The following is an 18,978-nucleotide window of genomic DNA, read 5'->3' as shown; positions in this document are numbered from 1 at the left end:
GCGGCGCCCCCGGGCCGAGGCTTCGTCACCTCAGGAGGGGTACCCGTGACCGCATGCGCTGGGGCGTCCTGGACACCGGATCGAACTCCGTACACCTGCTGATCAGCGATGTGGTCGGCGGTGTGCCCTTACCGGCCCACACCGTCAAGGCCAGACTCCGGCTCGCCGAGCACGTCGACGCCGAGGGCCGGATCGGCACTCCCGCCGTGCGGCGGCTGGCCGAGGCGGTCGGCGAGGCCCGCGAGGCCGCGCGCCGGTGGGAGTGCGAGCGGCTGTTCGCGTACGCCACCGCGGTGGTCCGCGACGCCCCCAACCGGCCCGAGGTCCTGGGTGCCGTCGAACGCGAGACCGGCCTCCAGCTCGCCGTACCGCCCGGCGAGCTGGAGGCCGAGCTGACCTTCCTGGCGGCACGCCGGTGGGTCGGCTCCCAGGCCGGCCCCATGACGCTGCTGGACATCGGCGGCGGCTCCCTGGAGGTGGCCTTCGGGCGCGGGGCCCGCCCCGACATGGCCCACTCCCTTCCCCTGGGCGCCGGGCGGCTGACCCGGGAGTTCCTGCCGGGCCGGGGCCGCCCCGCGCCCACCGCGGTACGCGACCTGCGCCGGCACGTCCGTACCACGCTCAAGGACTCCGCGACGCGGGTGCGCTGGGAGGAGCCGCGCACCGCGGTCGCCACCTCGCGGATGTTCCAGCAGCTGGCCCGGCTGTGCGGCGCCCCGCCCGCGCGCCATGGCCCCTTCGCCGTACGCACACTGGCGCGTCCCGACCTCAAGCGGGCCATCGGACAGCTGACGGGACTGACCGCCGCCCAGCGCGCCGAACTGCCGGGCATCTCCGCCGCCCGCAGCCGCCAGGCCCCGGCCGCGGCCGTCGTCGCGCATCAGGCGATGAAGCTGATGGGCATCGCGTCGGTCACCATCTGCCCGTGGGCGCTGCGTGAGGGCGTACTGCTGCATCACATCGAGCAGGGCGACTACGACGGCCGGCCGGTCGCCGCCCCCCGTCAACTGCCGTACGGGACCGGCTGGTACGACCTCGGCCGCGACGCCGTGAACGGCAGCGCGCCCCCTCCTGCGGTACGCCGCACGGCCGGTCCGGCCCCACCCGGCGAATCGCACCGCAAAGAGTCGGTTTGACCTGCCGACACGCGGTGACCCGCACAGGGACTGGTTCCCACGAAGGGCTGGATCATGGCGTGGCTAGCCGTGCTCACCCCTGCGCTCATGCTCGGCATGGTGCTGGCGCTGGGTCGCTACGAGGAGCTCATACTGACCGTCGCGCAACGGCGCGAGGCGGGGGGCACGCCCCCGGGCGGCCGACACCGGCGCGGCGGACCGCGCCCACAACGTCCGCACCGCCACCCGGCCGCCCGCCCCACTGCCTTGACAGCGGCCGCCATCCGCCGCGACCTGGCACTGATCTACGCCAGGCACCCCGACCTGTACTACGCGCGGCGGCGCTGCCACAGCATCACCTCACCCCCCGCGCCGGGGCGGATACCCGCCCTTTCCCCACCCGAGCTGGCAGCGCCGCCCAACTCCCCTACCCTGCCCGCTCCCCCGGACCCGTCACCGCCCGCCGCCCCGGACGGCGACCGGTCCACGACGGCCGCCGGCTCTCGCCATCACCCCGCCGCGTAGGAGGGGCGGACCAGGCCCGGGGCACACCGCACACGCCCGCTCCCGCCGCTCACTGCTGGTAGATCCACCGCCGCACCACCGAGAGCAGCTGGTCCGAGTCCACGGGCTTGGTCACGTAGTCCGAAGCGCCTGCCTCGACGGCTCGCTCGCGGTCGCCCTTCATCGCCTTCGCCGACAGGGCGATGACCGGCAGCCCGGCGAGCCGCGGCATGCGGCGGATGGCGGCCGTGGTCGCGTACCCGTCCATCTCCGGCATCATGATGTCCATCAGCACGAGCACCACGTCCTCGTGCTGCCGCAGCACTTCGATGCCTTCGCGGCCGTCCTCCGCGTACAGCATCGACAGGCCGTGCTGCTCCAGGACGCTGACGACGGCGAAGACGTTGCGGATGTCGTCGTCGACGATCAGCACCTTCTCCCCGGCGAATTCGGTTGCCGCCGCCGGGCCTTGCACCGTTGATTGCGCCTTCTGCGACGGGGCGGCGGGCCGGCCTCTGCGCTGCGCTGCGGGAGCGGGCCCGTGGTCGTCATGAACGGACGGCTGCGGCGACCGGAGCGGCAGATAGAACGTGAAGGTGGAGCCGCGGCCCGGCTCGCTGACCACATGGATCTCACCGCCGAGCAGTCGCGCGACCTCCCGGCTGATCGTCAGCCCGAGACCGGTACCGCCGTACTTACGGCTCGTGGTGCCGTCCGCCTGTTTGAACGCCTCGAAGATGACCTCCATCTTGTCGGCGGCGATACCGACGCCGCTGTCGGCCACCGAAAAGGCGATCACCTCGTCCGCGGGGGCGCGCAGCACGCCACGCTCCAGCAGCTGCTCGCGGACAGCGTCCGGGAGGTCGGCGGTCGCCGCCGCGATGACCAGTTCCACCGAGCCGGAGTCGGTGAACTTCACCGCGTTGGACAGCAGATTGCGCAGCACCTGCAGGAGCCGCTGCTCGTCGGTGTGGAGCGTGGCGCTCAGCTCAGAGGAGACCCGTACGGAGAACCTCAGGCCCTTCTCCGCCATCAGCGGCCTGAAGGTCGCCTCTAGGTAGTCCACGAGCTGGACGATGGCGATATCCGCCGGGCAGACGTCCATCTTGCCCGCCTCGATCTTGGACTGATCGAGTACGTCGTTGATCAGCTGGAGCAGATCCGCGCCCGCCCCGAAGATCGTCTCGGCGAACTCCACCTGTGTCGGGGAGAGGTTCCCCTCGGCGTTGTCGGCGAGCAACTTGGCAAGAATGAGCAGCGAGTTGAGCGGGGTGCGCAGTTCCGTCGACATGGTCGCGACGAATCTCGACTTGTACTCCATCGCGATCGCCAGCCGCTCGGCGTGCTCCTCAAGAGCGTGCTGGGCTTCCTCAATCTCGGTGTTCCGCAGCTCGATCATCCGGTTCCGCGCCTCGAGGTCGGCCGACCGCCGCCGCAGCTGCTCGGTCAGCTCCTGGGACTCGCTGAGCATGCGCTGGGTCCGCTGCTGCTCAAGCAGCACGGAACTGCTGTGCTCGATCAGATGCACCACCGCTTCGGGGATGTCCGAACTGCGTTCCCCCAGCCAGCGCTGGGCCTCGGCGACCCGTGTCGCGGACAGCAGATCGCTCTCGGCGGCACGCTCTTCCATGACGGCGAGCCACTGCTGGAAATCCGCGTCCTCGTCGACCCAGCCCGCCAGCCGCCGCCATTCCCGGATCAGCGCCTCGTGCGCGATCTCCGCGGTGTCGGGTCCGCCGGGCCCGATGACGACGAGCCGCTGCTCCGGCTCCGCCAGAAGCTGCGCGATATACCAGTCGGCACCGAGATGGGAACGCTGAGCGGTGGCACGGACGGCACTGGCGGAGCCGCCCCGGGCCCTGACCATGGCCAGCAGTACGCGCCGGATGCGCGACTCGTCCAGCGACTGCGCCAGGAAGCGGTACGCCTTCTCCGCATGCCGGTTCAGTGCTCCGGACACCCCGGCCAGGCTGTGATAGCTGTCGAAACTGATGCGCCGCTCGTGCTGCATCGGCCACAGTTCCGTGAGGGCGAACTCCAGCAGCGGCAGACTGCCCGCCGACCGGCCGGCCTCGGCAGCGATGGCCTCCGCCAGGCCCGGGGTGAAGGTGACGCCGGTCAGTTCGGCCGGTTCGACGATCACACGCGTCAGGGCCGCCTCGTCCAGCGGCGAGACATTCAACTGCCGGTCCTGCAGCCGCGGACCGATATCGGGCATTTCCAGGAGATCGGGGAGGAAGTCCGCCCGCAAAGTACACACCAGGCGCACATGGGAGTGCTGCAAGGTGTCCGGAGGCGGGAGCAGTTGCTGGAGAAAGTCCAGCGGCTTCTCACTGCCCGGCCCGCCGCTGAGCACCTCCTCGAACTGGTCGCCGACCACCGCCAGGCGCCGCCCCGTCAGTACGGTCAGTTTTCCCGCGACCGACCAGAACCCCTCCTTCCGCAGCGAACGGACCCGCTTCTCCAGCTGTTCCAGCGAATGCCCGCCCCCGGGCCGCTCCACGTCCAGCAGAGCGCGCGCCACGGCCTCGTACGGAGAAGCTCCGGGGCGAAAGGACACCACCGACCACCCGTCCTCCGCCAGGGCGGGCTGCAAACCCGCCGCGACCAGCGAGGACTTGCCCACCCCCGACGGTCCCGTCACCACGACGAACGGCTGTGCCTTGACCATGTCGCGCAGCCGTTTCACCTCCCGCTCACGGCCGACGAAGACACCGGCCTGCGCATCGGCGGCGGTGAAGGCCCGCAGTCCCCGGTACGGGCACGGCGGCAGCACGCTGCGGTCCAGCGCCTCGGGCCAGGCCGCCGCGATGTCCGGCAGCGGGACGGCATAGGCATCCCCCGCGGCCCCGCCCCTGCTCGCCACGACGAGCATCCCGACCACGGCATCGCCCCACTGGTCGCAGACGACAACGGGCGCTCCGCTGTATCCCGGCTGTGCGCGCAGCGCCGACTCGCCGTCCGCATCCAGCTGGATCAGACCCCCGCCGACCGCCCCGCGCAGCACGCACGAACTCCATGCCCCGTTCACCTCGCGCGGGGGATGGCCCGGATACCCGAACAGCGAGGCCTGGACCTCGCCGCCCAGACCGCTGCGCGCGTCCAGCAGCCGCGCCGCACCGGCCCCGGTCGGCACGCCTTCCCCGCCGACGACCACCAGTCCCGCCACATCGCGCCCTCTGGCGCCGCCCGAAGCCGGCGGGTCCCAGGCGCCGATCCGGCACGTGCGGACCGGCCCGCCATCGGCATCGCCCAGCAGTACGAACTCCACCACGACCCGCGCGTCCTCGGGCGGACGCGCGGGCTCGTCCTTGCGGCGTCCCAGCGCCGCGTTGACGACATGGGCACAGGTCACGATCCGGTTGCCACCCACCACGAACCCCACGCCGACCGGGGCTTCGGACGCGCCGAGCTGCACCTTGACGATGAACCCCTCGCGATGCATCCCCATACAGGTCAGGGGCGGTTCCAGACCAGCCGGACAGCGAAGTTCACCTCCGCCGTCCCCTTGGCGATGATCACCCCCGTCTCACCGCCCATCTTCAGCCCGAACTCGATCTCCGCTTCATCCGGCCCGAGTTCCCGGACGCTCTCGGCAACCCTGACCAACGTCGGTTTCACCTGATCCAGCGCTTCCTGCACCGACACCTTGCCCCGCGAAACCACCCCACCCCCCGCCGCCAACTCCAGTTCCCCGTCCATCAGATCACCGTCGACCTCGAACACGACCGACTCGTCACTGCCGTCCCCCACAGCCATCGTGAACCGCTGCCCCACAACGCCCTCCCCCTGACCCACGGTGCCCGAGCGCCACCGATCTGCCCATCCTGGAGCACAGCACACCCACCACGCAGGAATACGGCCATGAATCAGGGCCGACGGCTGTTTCCGCATGGAAGACGTGGACGTCTCACGTCTCCCAGGGCCCGCAGCGCGTAGTCCCTCGATCAGTGCGCCTTGCGCATGAACAGGGAGATCGCCGCCGCTGGGCGCTGGGGGAAGAAGGAAATCCTGGAGCGGGCCGACCGACTTGCCGACCGCGCCGTTCGCATCTGGCCGGCTCCGCTGGCGGGTGACGTCACGCAGACCGACGAGCGTTCGGAATGGAAGCGTCTGCGCAAGGTGCTGGCCTCGCTGCCTGCGGGCAGTTGGACTACGTACAAGGATCTCGCCCAAGTCACCGGCGCGGGCTCCGCGCAGACGGTCGGCAGCTACCTGGCCTCACGCGTGGATCTGCCGAATGCCCACCGGGTTCTGCGGGCCAACGGCACGCCCTCGCCGGATTTCGCCTGGCTCGACGGCCGTACGGATTCACAGCAGGAAGCCTTGGAACGGGAGGGCGTGCGCTTTGAGGGAGGCGTGGCCGATCCGGCACAGCGGCTGTCCTTGGAGGCCCTGGCCGCCCTTGCCGGGCTGCACGATCCGGCGCGCGGCGCAGAGGACCCGGAATCGGCTCGGCCTCGTACTGACCCGAAGGAGCGGGCGGACCGCTTCCACACGCTGTAGGCCCGCGCTGCTGACGGAGCTACGCGACCGACTGTGCGCAAGACCCGGTGCGAGCCTGACGGTCACCGATGCCGAACTGCCCCGACGGCGGCCGAGTTTCCCCTGAATGCGCTCCGGGGCAGTGGGTGTGCGCAGTTCGCCGAGACGCTGGAATGGTTCCGGCAGCAGAGCCAATGACACGGGCCCGGCGAAGCCGAACGCCGGATGGGCCCGCACCGGTCCGGCCGCGCGAAGCCGACGGCGGTCGCCCTGCTCGCGCCGGACCTGTGCGAACCGGTGTGCCCTGTACGCGAGGTGTAGCCGCTCCTCATGCGTGTCCGCTGTGTGGTTGTTCTGGCGTACGAACGCCGCCGCGGATCGCGGCAGCGTCACAGGCCGTGCTCGTCGAGGATGCGCAGCAGGTTGCGCTTGCGCTTTTGAGCAGTGCGCAGCTCGGTGATGCAGGTGGCGAACTGTCCTTCCGTGCCCAGGCGTTGGTGGCAGGCGCGGGCCCGTAGGAGGAGGCGGGCGATTTCCTGGTAATTGGCGTTGCCGGTGATTTTGGTGCGGGGCTCGACGGCGCGCAGGTAGACCGGCAGGGCGTCGGCGGGGCGGGTGTCGCGGATGTGGTCGGCCAGGGTGAGCCACTGGTGCGGGGTCGCGCCGTACTTTTCGGCCGCGGTCCATGCCGCGTCCGGGTCGCCGTCGTCGAGCAGGACGTCGATGAGGACCGAGCCGCCGTACCGGCCCGTTGGCCGCTCGCGGGCGTCGGTGCGCAGGAGGGCGAGCGCGTCAGCGCGTTCGCTCGGCCAGCATGTCGCGGTCCGGGCGATGGTGCGCAGTTGCCGGTAGGCGTCGAGGGTGCGCAGGGCGTGGAAGCGGTCGCGGCGCAGGGCGACGGCCTCGGGGAGGCGGCCGGAGCGTTCGTAGCGGCCGGTGAGGTAGTCCACAAGGTCGGAGTCGGTGGTGGCGGGGCCGGGGGTTTCGGCCAGGCCGCGCTCGGCCCATTGGAGGGCCTCGGCGGGGCGGTCGGCGGCATCCAGCTCGCGGGCGATGGCCAGGTGGGTGGCACCGGTGGGCGCGAGGTCCGCGGCGTACAGGGCGATGAGGGCGTCCAGGTCGCCCTCGGCCCGGACCAGGGATTCCATCAGGTACGTCTCGGCCCAGCCGGAGGGCTTGCGGCGCCACGCCTGCTCGGCGAGCTGCCGCACCCGGGCCAGGCCCGCTTCCCCGAGGACATCCCGGTAGTCCAGCAGGTCGATCTCCGGCACGTCGTGGTCGCTGTACAGGAGGTGGGTCACCAGCCACTGGGCGGTGCTCTCGGGGTCGCCCGGTGCGCAACGGCAGGCGCGCAGATGGGCTTCGGCCAGGCCGTCCGCGACGGTGCCGAGCGCGCCGTCGGAATCGTCCACCTCGCCGTACACCTGCCCGAGCTGCCGGATCGCCTCGCGCGCCAACTCGACCGCGGCGGCCGCCTGTCCGGCGTCGGTGAGTGCGTCGAGGGCGGTGACCGCCTCGGCGGCCTGCTGGGCGTAGGCGCCGGCGTCCTCGTACTCGACGCAGCCGTAGCGGGAGAAGGGGCGGGGGTCGAGAAGGTCGGTGATCCGGTCGCCTACGGCGGTCACGTCGGCCTGTGCCGTGGCGGCGCGCAGTTCCAGGCGGCGGCGCAGCTCCCGGTCGGCGGCGAGCTGTTCACGGACCAGGGCGAGAAGGTCGGAGCGGGAGAGGGAGTCCAGCCAGTCCTCCAGCCGCCGGGCACGGGCCTTGCCCGCGGCCCGCTGCTCGGGGACCCGTTCCGCCTGGGCCAGCACGGTCAGGCCCACCGCCACGCAGTGTTTGCAGAAGTGGCCGTCCTGGCCGTACGGACAGTCGCACACTCCGTCCAGGCCGCCTCGCGGACCCGGAGCACCGAGGGTCAGCGTCACTTCGTACTCGCCGGTGCCGTACACGGCCGCCGTGACCGTGTCCCCGTCGAAGCACAGTTCGCGCACCGCGTCCCGATACCCCAGCCCCCGCTCGAAGGAACGGGGACCGGCCAGAGACCGCAAATCGTTCTCGCCGAAGCCCAGCACTGTCATATTCCCATTGAAGCGGACCACGGCACGGCCAAGAGACCGATACGGCCCGCGTACATCACAGGCAGCCCGTGGCGATCGGTACGCGGTACCCAACGGCACCGTCCAAGTACAGCCTCGACGCCGTCCCGCCCGACACCAACCGATCAGTGGGGCCGGCATCTACGAGCCGGTAGCCGTAGGGCGCAAGGCCTTCCGGCGGGCATTCCGGTAGATGCGCTCGTAGGCCATAGGGAAGAGCGGCGGGTTGTGACGAGTCAGGACGCGGGAGTCTGTTCTCAACAGCCCGGAGCCGTGTCCGCGTGAGCTCCCGCGGCTCGCCCCGCCGGTGTCCCCGCCACCCGCCACCCGCGGCGCTCCAGATGCCATTGCGCCGGCCGCATGCCGGCGCCAGAGAGTGCCCGGAGTACCCAGAGCACTCCCGAAGGGCTCCCGGAAATGAGTGGGGCCCATCCGGAGATGGGCCCCACCTGCACTGCACCGTCGGGACGACAGGATTTGAACCTGCGACCCCTTGACCCCCAGTCAAGTGCGCTACCAAGCTGCGCCACGTCCCGTTGCTCGGTTGATGATACACGGCCGGGAGGGGAGAAAGCCAAGGTCAGGGGGGTGGGGGGCAGGTTTGGGAGAGGAGGGTGGCGATGCGGGTGAGGACAGGGGGTGGCGGGGTGAAGGGGACGCGGAGGTGATGGGGGTGGGTGGCGTCGGCGGAGAAGGCGGGGCCGGGGGTGAGGGTGAGGCCCTCGCGGGTGAGGCGGGTGGCGATGGTGTCGGCGCGGGCGGTGGTGAGCTTCAGCCAGAGGGCGAGGCCGCCGGGTGGGGTGGTGAAGGTCCAGCGGTCGTCACCTGTGAGGAGCGAGGCCAAGTGGTCGCGCTGTAGGCGGAGTTCGGCTCGGCGGCGGTGGAGGACGGGCTCGGTGTCGGCGAGGAGTTCGGCGGCGATCAGCTGTTGCATCGGGGCGGCGGACAGGGGGGCGGAGAGGGGGTTGCGCTGGAGTTCGGCGATGAGGGCGGCGGGGGCGCGGATCCAGCCGACGCGCAGGCCGCCCCAGATGGCCTTGCTGGGGGAGGCGATCAGTACGGAGCGCCGGATGCGGAGGGAGGGGGACGTTCGCGTATGCGGATCGGGCTCGCGCAGGTCCAGGTCGCGCATGGTCTCGTCCACGATGACGGTGACCCGGTGCCGGGTGGCCAGGTCGGATACGGCGCGGCGGGTGGCGGCGGGCATCAGGGCGCCGGTGGGGTTCTGGAAGTCGGGGACCAGGTAGGCCAGTCCGTCGTGTGCTGCCGCGAAGGCGGCGCCCAGTTGGTCCGGGTCCCAGCCTTCGGTGGTGACCCGGCAGCCGATCAGGCGCGCGCCGGCCGCGCGCAGCGCGTTCAGCGCGTCGAAGTACGTGGGGATCTCGACGGCCGCGGCGCGCGGACGCAGGTGGGCGCAGAGCAGGGCGAGCGCAGCGCGCGCCCCTGAGGTGACCAGGATCTGTTCCGGGCGGGTGGGCAGGCCCTCGCGCGAGTAGCGTTCGGCGACCAGGGAACGCAGTTCGGGCAGACCGGGATCTGGCTCGCCGTCCTCGGTCAGCAGTGGCCCGGCCCGCTCCACGGCCCGTACGGTCGCGGCGAGATAGGCCGCCCGCGGGGCGGCGGGCACGGCTCTGCGCAGGTCGATGGAGCCTGCCGTGCCGCGCGCGGCGAGCGGGGCGATGGCCTCGCCGGGCCCGGCGGCCCCGGCCGGCAGCCGTACCGTGCTCGCGCTGCCGTGCCGGGTGCTCACCCATCCGTCGTCGCGCAGCGCGGCCAGTGCGGCGGCGAGCGTGCCGCGGCTGACACCGAGGGCCGCGGCGAGGCGGCGTTCGGCGGGCAGGGCGCTGCCGGTCCGCAGCCGCCCGTCGAGCACGGCTTCCCGTACGGCGTCGGCCAGCGCCCTGATCAGCGGGACGCCGGGCCTGCGCCAGGGGCCCAGCGCTCTGACCAGCTGTTCGTCTCCGATCCGCACTGGTCCAGTTTCCCATGATTGGACCAGGCCACCCGGCCCCGCCCGGCCTAGCGTGATCGTGTGCTCCCGGGCGCCTCCCGCGTACGGCCGAGGTGTACGTGCGCAGGAGTCCGGGGTGTACGGACGTAGGGGCCCGAGGCGTACCCGGTGGGCACCCCGCGTACGGACAGCGCACTCCCGGCACGCCCACCGCGGACGGCGGCGACGCGCCCGGGGCGCGCCCCCGCACCGCACACACGCCCGCCGCGCGAACCCAAGGAACGGAGCCCGCCATGCACCCCCAACTAGCCACCGACCTCCAGCAGTTGTCCCGCCTGCTCAAAGAAACCCGCCAGCACGCCACCACCTTCCTCGACAGCCTGGACCAGCGCCCGGTGCTCCCCCGCTGGCAGCCGCCCGCCGCGGCGCCGCTGCCCCTGGACGGGGCCGGGCTGCGGGCCGCCCGGGAGGAGTTCGCGGCGCGCTGGGAGCCGGGGCTGTCGGGGAGCGCGGGGCCGCGTTACCTCGGGTTCGTCACCGGTGGGGTGACGCCCGCGGCACTCGCCGGGGACTGGCTGACCGCGACCGTGGACCAGAACTCCATGTCCTCGCTCGACCCCGCCGGCCAGCACCTGGAGTACGAGACGGTCGGCTGGCTGCGCGAGCTGTTCGGCCTGTCAAACGCGCACCAGGGGACCTTCGTCAGCGGCGCCACCCTGTCCAACACCGTCGGCCTCGCCATCGCCCGCGAGTGGCTGGGTGAGCAGCTCGGCGTCTCGCCCGCCGAGGACGGGGCGGGCGCGCTGGGCCGGGTGCGGGTGCTGTCGGGCAGTGCGCACTCCAGCGTTCCCAAGGGTCTGTCGATGCTGGGCCTGGGGCGGAAGGCGCTGGTGAAGGTGGCGACGCTCCCGGACAGGGAGGCCGTCGACCCGGTGGCGCTGGAGGGCGCGCTGCGCGAGGCGAACGGCCCCTGCGTCGTCGTGGCCAATGCGGGCACGGTCAACACGGTCGACTTCGACGATCTGCGGGCCGTCGCCGAACTGCGCGAGCGGTACGGCTTCTGGCTGCACGTGGACGCCGCCTTCGGCGCCTTCGCCGCCCTGTCCCCCGAGCACGCGCACCTCGTCGCGGGCCTGGACCTGGCCGACTCGGTCTGTGTGGACCTGCACAAGTGGCTGAACGTGCCGTACGACAGCGCGGTGCAGTTCACCCGCCGCCGCGACCTGCAGGCCCGGGTGTTCCAGAACGCGGCGGCCTACCTCGGGCCGCTGGGCGACTCCCCCGACCTGGTCCATCTCACCCCGGAGAACTCCCACCGCCTGCGCGCGCTGGCGTCCTGGTTCACCCTGCGCGCGTACGGCAGGGAGGGCTACCGGGAGATCGTCGAGCGCGGTGTGTCCTGCGCTCGGGCCCTCGGGGACGCCGTCGAGGGCCTCGCGGGCCTGCGGCTCCTGGCCCCCGTCCGCCTCAACGTCGTCTGCTTCACGCTGGCCCACGACCCGACCGCCGAGCGCCTCACCGCCCTCACCGAGGACCTGCGCGAGGAAGCGTTCCTCACGCCGACGGTGTACGCCGGGGTCCCGGCCCTCAGGGCCGCCTTCAGCAACTGGCGCACCGGGGAAGCCGACACCGCGCGAATCATCGCGGCACTGCAGCGCGCACTGCGCGAGCAGTGAGGCTCCGCCCGACGAAGGCAGCCCCGACGAGGGAAGCCCCTCGGAATCGGGCCCGGCCCCCGGGAGCAGGACCGTCTCCCGGGGACGCGAGCCCGACTCCTACGACTCACCGTGCGTCACGGACCAGCCAGACCCCACACCCGTAACGCAACGGCCGACGCGGGCCATCCGCCCCCGCCCCACGACACACCGGCCACCACCGATCAGTCAGCCCCCACTCCCTCCCTCTGCCCCTGCCCCTGCCCCGCCAGCATCGGCAGTAGCAGCGCCGCGGACCAGCTGAAGTTCGTCGCGTTCAGCGGGTCCCCGGTGAGCGGGTCGTAGTTCTCCATGATGGGTTGAGCACTCGTCAGGCCCTTTGCGTGCAGGAGGAGTTGGCGCGTCAGGGCGCGGGCATCGGCGGCGTACCCGTAGCGGCGCAGTCCGGCCTGGGCGAAGTGGGCCTGGTCCAGCCAGACCGGACCGCGCCAGTATGTGCGCGGTGCGAAGTACGGTGAGCTGGCGGAGACCGTCGGGAAGGGCACGGCGGTCGCGAACTCCGCCGGGTCGGTGAGCCGGTCCCGTACCGCGGCGGCCTGCGCGGGCGAGGCCGTGCCGGACCACAGCGGGATCGCGCCCTCGATGCCCCGGCCGCGCGCGGTCAGCCGCGTACCGCTGCCGAGCGCGGTGTCGTAGAACCAGCCGGTGGCCGGGTCGTACATCCGCTCCCGTACGGCCCGGTCCGTGGCCGCGGACCGCGCCGACCAGCGCGCGGACTGCCTGCCGTGTCCCAACTCCCGCGCGATGAGCGACAGATAGCGCTGATCCGCCGCCAGGTAGGCGTTGAGGTCGACCGACTCCTGGGTGAGGGAGTGGCCGAGCGGCCGCCCCGAGGCGTCGTGGTTGACGACGGTCCCGGCGCCCAGGGCCGCGTCGAAGCGCGGCGCGTTGTCCATGCCGCTCTCCCAGGCCGCGGCCTGCCGGATGTCCTCCTGGGTGGCGTTGGCCGTATCGAGGGTGGCGCCGTACTCGGCCAGGCCGTTGCGGTCGTGGTCCCGGTTGCGGTACCACCACGCCTGGTACGCGGCGAGCCGGGGGTACATCTCGCGCAGGAACGCCGTGTCGTGGCCGCGCCGGTAGACCTCCCACACCGCCCAAGCGGCCAGCGGGGGCTTGGAGTTGCGCTCGTTCCAGTTGCCGCCGCCGCGCGCGGGGTCGTTGTAGAAGACGGCGTCCGGGAGCATCCCGGCGTCCTGCGGGCGGGCCGCGGAGCCGGGGCGTATCTGGTGGTCGAAGAGCGCGCGGATCTGGTCGGCCGCCAGGCGGGGGTCGAAGCGGGCGGTGCCGACCGCCTGTTTCCAGGTGTCCCAGGCCCACAGTCCGCCGGCGAACCACTTGTAGGAGAGGGACGGGGTGATGCCGTCGTGCGCCAGACGCCCCGCCGGGGAGCGCCAGTTGGTCACCAGGGTCTGCAGGGCCTTGACGGCGGTGCGGCGGTACGGGGCGGGGACCCCGCTCGTCACCCCGGCGACGTAGCCGCGCCAGCGCGCCCGCCCCTCGGCGGCAGCCTGCTCCGGTCGGGCCAGGGCCGCACGGATCGCGGGCGCCTCGCGGCGGCGCTCGGCCGCGGTGAAGGTGTAGGACTCGGTCCAGTCCAGCGCGTACGCGCCGCCGGGCCGCAGCGTGAAGGGGGCGGCGAGGTCCGTGCGGTAGGAGTCGCCGTCGAGCGTGGTGCGCACCGGCCGCCGGTGGGTGACTTCGAAGCGCTCGGTTCCGTCGGTGAGGTAGTCCCACTTCGCCCTGACCTTGGCGAAGGTGACGGCCACGCCGCTGCCGGTGGCCGTCAGCGAGGGCGCCTGGCGCATGGGGGCTTCGGCGGGGCGCAGCAGGGTGCCCGTCCAGCCCGCCGCCAGGGTGCGGGGCGCGGCGCCGGTGTTGGCCACCCGGGCCCGCAGGAGCGCGCTGCGTCCGGTGGCGAAGCGCAGCTCCAACGTCAGGAGAAGTCCACTGCCCAGGTCGTAGCGCTGGTTCAACGCGCCGGGCAGTGAGGTGAGTTGGGGGCGGGCGCCCGCGGTGAGTTCCAGGGTTCGTCCGTGCTCGGTGAGGTGCAGCCGGCTGAAGGTGCGGCTCAGCCACCACGGGTACTCCTGGGCGATGTGCAGCGGCCCGGTGAATCCGCCGAGGGTGGTGGGGTCGCCGGGGTCGGGCAGGGCGTAGGCGTGCCAGGCGCCGCGGTCGGCGAGCACGTTGACGGGGTTGAGGTCGCCGCTGCCGCCGGGGAGTGCCGTGGTGGGGGCGCCGCGCAGGTCGAGCACGTTCGCGTACGGCTCGGAGGCCTGGTGCGAGGCGGGCTGCGCGGCGGAGGGGGCGGGGGCGAGGGGGACGGCGGCGAGCACGAGGCCCGCCGCCGCGCACAGCAGTCGGCGCACTGTCACCCCTTGGTCCCGCCGGGGCGCAGCGGGCCGCGGCAGGAGTAGTCGGAGGTGGCGGCGGTGCGGTCGTCCCAGATCCGCGGGGTGGTGTAGTCGCAGACCATGTCGGCGAGGTTGTTCAGCGCGGGCCGGGCCCGTTCCAGGAGGAAGTAGTCGACGGTGCCGGCCATGGCGCGGCGCACCTGGTCAGGTGAACTCCCCTCGTCCAGGCGGGCGGTGATGCGTCCGGCGCAGTCGAAGCGGGGCAGGCTCGCCTGCGCGCCGGTGCGGCAGGAGGGGGTGAGGCCGGTGGCGGTGCGCAGTGCGCGTTCGGCCTCGGCGGGTGCCGCGGCGCTGAGCCGTGCGGGCTGGGTGTACTCGGTCTTCGGTACGAACAGGTCGTCGTGGCGGGCGATCTGCTCGTCCAGGTAGCGGTCGTAGGCGCGCTGGAGTTCCCCGTCGCCGCCGAGGCGTTTGCGGAAGGCGTCGAATCCGGGTACGTCACCGGCACGCAGATATCCGTACATCTCGCCCAGCAACTCGGGCCGCTGGGCGCCCAGTTGGGCGAAGAAGGCTCCGGCGTAGCTGTAGAAGCGGAAGCCGTCGCGGTCGTAGCGGGCGTGCAGCAGCTGATGCACCGTCATGCGCGGGCCGCCGCCCTGGGTGTCGCGGATGACGGACCCGATCAGGTCCTTGCGGAGTTTGACGCCCTCGTGCCGGGTCGAGCCCGCGAGGTACTCCGCCATGCCCTCGTCGAAGGCGGTGGTGCGGTCGCCCTCGTACCAGGGGCCCTCGCCGAAGAAGCCGGGGACGGCGAAGCGGCCGTTGAGGTAGTGGACGTACTCGTGGCGGAAGAGCTCTTCGAGGGTGAGGCGGGAGTCCTCGGGGACGCGGCGCTGGTAGGTGTAGAAGGTGGCGCCCTTCTCGATGTAGATGCCGCCGTTGTCGGTGCCCATGCCGTAGAGGTAGGGGTGGAAGGTCTCGTAGTCGGCGCGGGAGGCGTACAGCTTGATGTTCAAGGTGGTGTTGGGGTCGCCGGGCAGCGCCGCGCCGGTGCCCAGGATGCGGAAGAACTGGGCCTTGACCTGCGCGGAGGCGTAGTAGAGCCGTTCGACGGTGGGGTTGTCCAGCGAGGTGCGGACCTGGATGCCGCCGTCCTCGTAGCGGTACCCGCGCGGAAAGACCTCGGGCTCGACGTCGGAGCGGCAGGCGCGGTGGGCGGCGCACAGTTTGTGGTACTCCAGCCAGGTGGCGAGGGAGAGCCAGGGGGCGGACAGGCGCCCGTAGCGCTGGGTGACCTGCGGGTACAACTCCTGCAGTTGGCGTACGACTTCGTCGCGCAGCGCGGGCAGGGTGCTCAGCCGCCCGTATTCGGCCAGGCCGTCGCGGATGAGCCAGGTGTGGGCGGGGGCGAGGTGGGTGTGGTCGGCGAAGGCGCGCAGCGCCGCGCGGTAGCTCCCGTCGGCGGTGACGGCGTCGGTGAAGCCGCGGTCGTTGTTGGTCAGCCCGCGGAAGTTGATGACCAGGGCGTCCAGGGCGCTGGTGCGGTGGACCTGGCTCTGCCACTGGTCCGTACGGCCGTCGACGGTCCGCAGCAGCTTGGTGAGCAGCGCGGTGAAGTACTGGCGGACGCCGTCGGTGTCCAGCACGATCAGGAACTCGTGCATGGTGCCGCCGGCGAGCGCGCTGTCGTCGAAGGCGTGCGCGTTGGCGATGAAGGCTTCGGCGGCCCGGCGTACGGCGCCGCGGAACTCCGCGCCGCCCAGGTCGATCTCGTCCCGGTACCAGTCGTGGTAGACGGCGGCGTGCAGGAACCACCACAGCTCGTACAGATGCCCGGAGTTGGTGCCGTCGTTGCCCGGCGCAACGGCGGTGATCCGGGCCAGTACCGCCTGCGCGTGCGCGGGGGTCAGCACGCGGGCGAGGTCACTGTCGTACGTCCACACCAGCGTGCGCAGACAGTTCTCGACGGTGACCGCCGGGTCGGACAGGAACTCCACGAGCTGACCGGGCGTCAATTTGCCGACGTCCGCCCGCGTACAGGGCACCGCTGCGCCCTGCTCGGCCCGGCCCCGTACGACCTCTTCCACCGCGCCCCGCGGCGCCTTGCCCAGCAGCGCGCCGTCGGGGGTGAGAGGGGCGGGGACGGTGGCGGGGGACACGGCGGGGGCGGCGGCCAGCCGTGCGGCGTGGTCCTCGGCAGGCGGCCGGGCCTGCGCCGGCGTCACGGGTGGCGGCTCGGCGGGGGCCGCCTGAGCGGGCGCGGGCGCAAGGCCGATGAGCAGCGCCAGCAGGGGCAGGGCGCCCAGCGCGGCGTACCGCCGTGGGCGTCTGTGTCGTGACATGGGTCTTCCTCCAGAGGTCCGGATGGGATGGAGAAGAACAGGGCGGGGATGCGGTCGGTACGCGCCGGAGTGCTCACCCCTTCACCGCCCCGCCGAGCAGCGCGGCCACGAACTGCCGCTGGAACAGCAGGAAGACGGCCAGCAGCGGCAGCGTCGCCAGCAGCGATCCGAGCATCAGCCCGGAGTGGTCGACGCGGGTGAGCCCGGTGAGGGTGTTCAGCGCCACGGGCACGGTGTAGCGGTCCGGTGTGCCGAGCATGAGCAGCGGCCAGATGAAGCTGTTCCACTGGCCCATGAAGGCGAGGATGACCAGCGTCGCCAACTGGGGCCGTACGCACGGCAGTACGACCCGGTAGAAGGTGCGCAGCTCTCCGGCTCCGTCGACGCGCGCCGAGTCCAGCAGCTCGTCGGGGAAGCGCAGGAAGCCCTGGCGCATCAGCAGGATGCCGAAGGAGTTGGCGAGGAAGGGCAGCAGCACCGCCTGGTAGGTGTTGATCCAGCCCAGGCTCGCCATCATCTGGAACAGCGGTACGAGCAGCACCTGGAAGGGGATCATCATGGTCACCAGCACCGCGGCCAGCAGCAGCCGCCGCCCCCGGAAGCGGTGCTTGGCCAGCCCGTAGCCGCACAGCGCCGATACCGCACAGCCGACCGCGGTGTGGACGGCGGCCAGGCCGAGGCTGTTGAGCAGCGCCCGCCCGAAGCCGACGGTCCGCTCCAGGCGGGCGAGGTTGTCCAGCAGGTGCCCGCCGGGCAGGAGGGGCGGGGGCGAGCGGAAGAGGTCCGCGCTGGGGTGGGTGGCCGCGATCGCCATCCACAGATACGGCACCACGCTGACCAGTGCGCCAAGCGCGAGCAGCAGCCGGAGTACCTGCCGGACGGCCGCCCGCCCCGGAGCAGCGCCCCGCCGCCGCGCCGCCCCTGACCTGCGCCTCATCGCCGCTCCCGCCCCAGCACGCAGTACTGCAGCAGGCAGAGCGCGCCGATCACGGCGACGACGAGCCAGGCGATGGCGGCCGCGTAGCCGAAGTCCATCTGCTGGAAGCCGGTCCGGTACAGGTACAGGACCGGGGTGAGGGTGGCGTCCGCGGGTCCGCCCCTGGTCAGCACGTAGTTCTCGTCGAAGAGCTGGAGGGTGCCGACGGTGGAGGTGATCAGGCAGAAGAGCAGCACCGGGCGCAGCTGCGGGAAGATCACCCGGGTGTACGCGGCCGGCGCGCCGGCGCCGTCGAGCGCGGCGGCCTCGTACTGCTCCTTCTTGATCGTCTGCAGGCCCGCGAGCAGGATGACGGCGTTGTAGCCGGTCCACCGCCAGCGGGGCGGCGGCGCGTGCCGCCGGGAGTCGGTGGTCGCTGCGCAGGGCCATCCCGGGCCGCTATCGCGTAAGGCTTCGGCCGGTGGCTCCGGCGACCGTGCGGGCCACCGAGCGCAGGGCGGGTGCGGGCGCGTCACCGTGCAGCAGGACGCCGGTGACGGTGGCGGTCAGGATGTCGCGCGCCGTGCTCTCGTCCTTGGTGTAGGTCACCGGCGGTATGTGCGGGGCGAGTCGGGCGAAGACGGCGCAGGCCGCGGTGGGCTGGGCGGCGACCCTGCCCTCCTTGGTGGCGCTCACCAGGCCGTCCCAGCCCCGCTCGTAGTGGATCAGGTCGCGGTCGGCGAGGTCCTTCATCAGAGACAGGGCGCGTACGGCCTCGCCGCCGCCGATCGCGACCTCGCCGTCCCGTGTGAAGCAGCCCTGTCCCTGCTGCTGGAGGAGTTCGGGCAGCGGTCCGGGGGTCGAGGGGTCCATGACCAGCGCCTTGCGGCCGGTCCGCTCCTTGATGCGCACCGCGGCCCGTACGAAATCGGCCCAGAGCGCCAGCGCTCCCGGGGTCACGCCCGCCGCCCGGAAGTGGTCGCTGCGGCAGTACAGCGCGCAGGGCCCGATGTCCCACGGCAGCCCGTACAGTCTGCCGCCGCGGCCGGTCACCGTCCGCCAGGAGGCGGCGTCGAAGTCGCGGGCGTGGCGGGCGCCGGGCGCGGCCAGATCGCACAGGGCGCCGGGGAAGTTCTCGGTGTAGCCGGGCAGCCGGGAGCCCTCGACGGTGAGGATGTCGGGCAGGCCGGTGCCCGAGCGCATCCCGACGGTGATCTTGTCGTACGCGTTGCCGTAGCCGATGTCCGGGACCTCGACGGCGGCGCCGGGCCGGGACCGCTCGAAGGCGCGGCCCAGGCGGCCGAGCGCCTGGGCCGCGACATCCCAGGACCACACCGTGATCCTGCCGCGCGCGGCGGCGGACGGGCGGGCGGGCAGTTCGCGGGGCGTCCGGCGCCCCACACCCCCGATGGCGCAGCCCCCCGCGGGGGGGGGGGGGGGGGGGGGGGGGGGGGGGGGGGGGGGGGGGGGGGGGGGGGGGGGGGGGGGGGGGGGGGGGGG

The 18,978-nt window shown here is 72.6% G+C and carries 12 protein-coding genes, 1 tRNA gene and 2 pseudogenes; 4 read left to right on the top strand and 11 right to left on the bottom strand.

The genetic code is table 11. The features are described from left to right. Positions 1 to 53: 53 nt before the first annotated feature. Entirely contained in the window at positions 54 to 1,136 is a 1,083-nt protein-coding gene (locus AC4IJH_RS34025) for a Ppx/GppA family phosphatase (protein ID WP_490855808.1), read from the top strand. Positions 1,137 to 1,190: 54 nt separating this feature from the next. Then, positions 1,191 to 1,640, top strand: a complete 450-nt coding sequence (locus AC4IJH_RS34020) for a hypothetical protein (RefSeq protein WP_490855807.1) — start codon at positions 1,191 to 1,193, stop codon at positions 1,638 to 1,640. A 49-nt stretch (positions 1,641 to 1,689) separates the two neighbouring features. On the opposite strand, the pseudogene AC4IJH_RS34015 reads toward AC4IJH_RS34020, so the two are convergent. From AC4IJH_RS34015 to AC4IJH_RS34005, 3 genes and pseudogenes are all read right to left on the bottom strand, one after another. Further along, positions 1,690 to 3,165: pseudogene (locus tag AC4IJH_RS34015) on the bottom strand (ATP-binding protein); the annotation flags it as partial. A gap of 123 nt (positions 3,166 to 3,288) precedes the next feature. After that, positions 3,289 to 5,064, bottom strand: a pseudogene (locus AC4IJH_RS34010) (ATP-binding protein); the annotation flags it as partial. An 11-nt stretch (positions 5,065 to 5,075) separates the two neighbouring features. Then, the gene (locus tag AC4IJH_RS34005) at positions 5,076 to 5,396 is read right to left on the bottom strand and encodes a CU044_2847 family protein (protein ID WP_490855806.1); all 321 of its coding nucleotides are present in this window, start codon (positions 5,394 to 5,396) and stop codon (positions 5,076 to 5,078) included. A gap of 186 nt (positions 5,397 to 5,582) precedes the next feature. Between AC4IJH_RS34005 and AC4IJH_RS34000 the strand changes: the two genes are divergently transcribed. Continuing rightward, a complete protein-coding gene (locus AC4IJH_RS34000; protein ID WP_490855805.1) occupies positions 5,583 to 6,125 on the top strand; it encodes an MGMT family protein in 543 nt (180 codons plus the stop codon). A 368-nt stretch (positions 6,126 to 6,493) separates the two neighbouring features. On the opposite strand, the gene AC4IJH_RS33995 is transcribed toward AC4IJH_RS34000, so the two are convergent. From AC4IJH_RS33995 to AC4IJH_RS33985, 3 genes are all read right to left on the bottom strand, one after another. Next, positions 6,494 to 8,182, bottom strand: coding sequence for an SWIM zinc finger family protein (locus AC4IJH_RS33995; protein ID WP_490855804.1), 1,689 nt, complete (start codon positions 8,180 to 8,182; stop codon positions 6,494 to 6,496). A gap of 480 nt (positions 8,183 to 8,662) precedes the next feature. Then, a tRNA-Pro gene (locus tag AC4IJH_RS33990) sits at positions 8,663 to 8,736 on the bottom strand. A gap of 44 nt (positions 8,737 to 8,780) precedes the next feature. After that, positions 8,781 to 10,172, bottom strand: coding sequence for an aminotransferase-like domain-containing protein (locus tag AC4IJH_RS33985; RefSeq protein WP_490855803.1), 1,392 nt, complete (start codon positions 10,170 to 10,172; stop codon positions 8,781 to 8,783). A gap of 272 nt (positions 10,173 to 10,444) precedes the next feature. Here AC4IJH_RS33985 and AC4IJH_RS33980 point away from each other — a divergent pair, with 272 nt between their 5' ends. Continuing rightward, on the top strand, positions 10,445 to 11,827 hold the full coding sequence (locus AC4IJH_RS33980; RefSeq protein WP_490855802.1) for a pyridoxal phosphate-dependent decarboxylase family protein: 1,383 nt from the start codon (positions 10,445 to 10,447) through the stop codon (positions 11,825 to 11,827). A 203-nt stretch (positions 11,828 to 12,030) separates the two neighbouring features. On the opposite strand, the gene AC4IJH_RS33975 is transcribed toward AC4IJH_RS33980, so the two are convergent. From AC4IJH_RS33975 to AC4IJH_RS33955, 5 genes are all read right to left on the bottom strand, one after another. Continuing rightward, positions 12,031 to 14,241, bottom strand: coding sequence for an MGH1-like glycoside hydrolase domain-containing protein (locus tag AC4IJH_RS33975; protein ID WP_490855801.1), 2,211 nt, complete (start codon positions 14,239 to 14,241; stop codon positions 12,031 to 12,033). Then, complete coding sequence (locus AC4IJH_RS33970) at positions 14,238 to 16,562, bottom strand: collagenase (protein ID WP_490855800.1); 2,325 nt, start codon at positions 16,560 to 16,562, stop codon at positions 14,238 to 14,240. The genes AC4IJH_RS33975 and AC4IJH_RS33970 overlap by 4 nt, the downstream gene beginning before the upstream one ends. Positions 16,563 to 16,635: 73 nt before the next feature. Then, the gene (locus AC4IJH_RS33965) at positions 16,636 to 17,499 is read right to left on the bottom strand and encodes a carbohydrate ABC transporter permease (protein ID WP_490855799.1); all 864 of its coding nucleotides are present in this window, start codon (positions 17,497 to 17,499) and stop codon (positions 16,636 to 16,638) included. Next, positions 17,496 to 18,014, bottom strand: a complete 519-nt coding sequence (locus AC4IJH_RS33960; protein ID WP_490855798.1) for a carbohydrate ABC transporter permease — start codon at positions 18,012 to 18,014, stop codon at positions 17,496 to 17,498. Before AC4IJH_RS33960 ends, AC4IJH_RS33965 begins: the two co-directional genes overlap by 4 nt. Further along, the gene (locus AC4IJH_RS33955) at positions 17,938 to 18,879 is read right to left on the bottom strand and encodes an ABC transporter substrate-binding protein (protein ID WP_490855797.1); all 942 of its coding nucleotides are present in this window, start codon (positions 18,877 to 18,879) and stop codon (positions 17,938 to 17,940) included. The genes AC4IJH_RS33960 and AC4IJH_RS33955 overlap by 77 nt, the downstream gene beginning before the upstream one ends. Positions 18,880 to 18,978: the final 99 nt, after the last annotated feature.

Source organism: Streptomyces sp. UF-297 (assembly GCF_058245575.1).
This window is presented reverse-complemented; position numbering and strand designations above follow the sequence as displayed.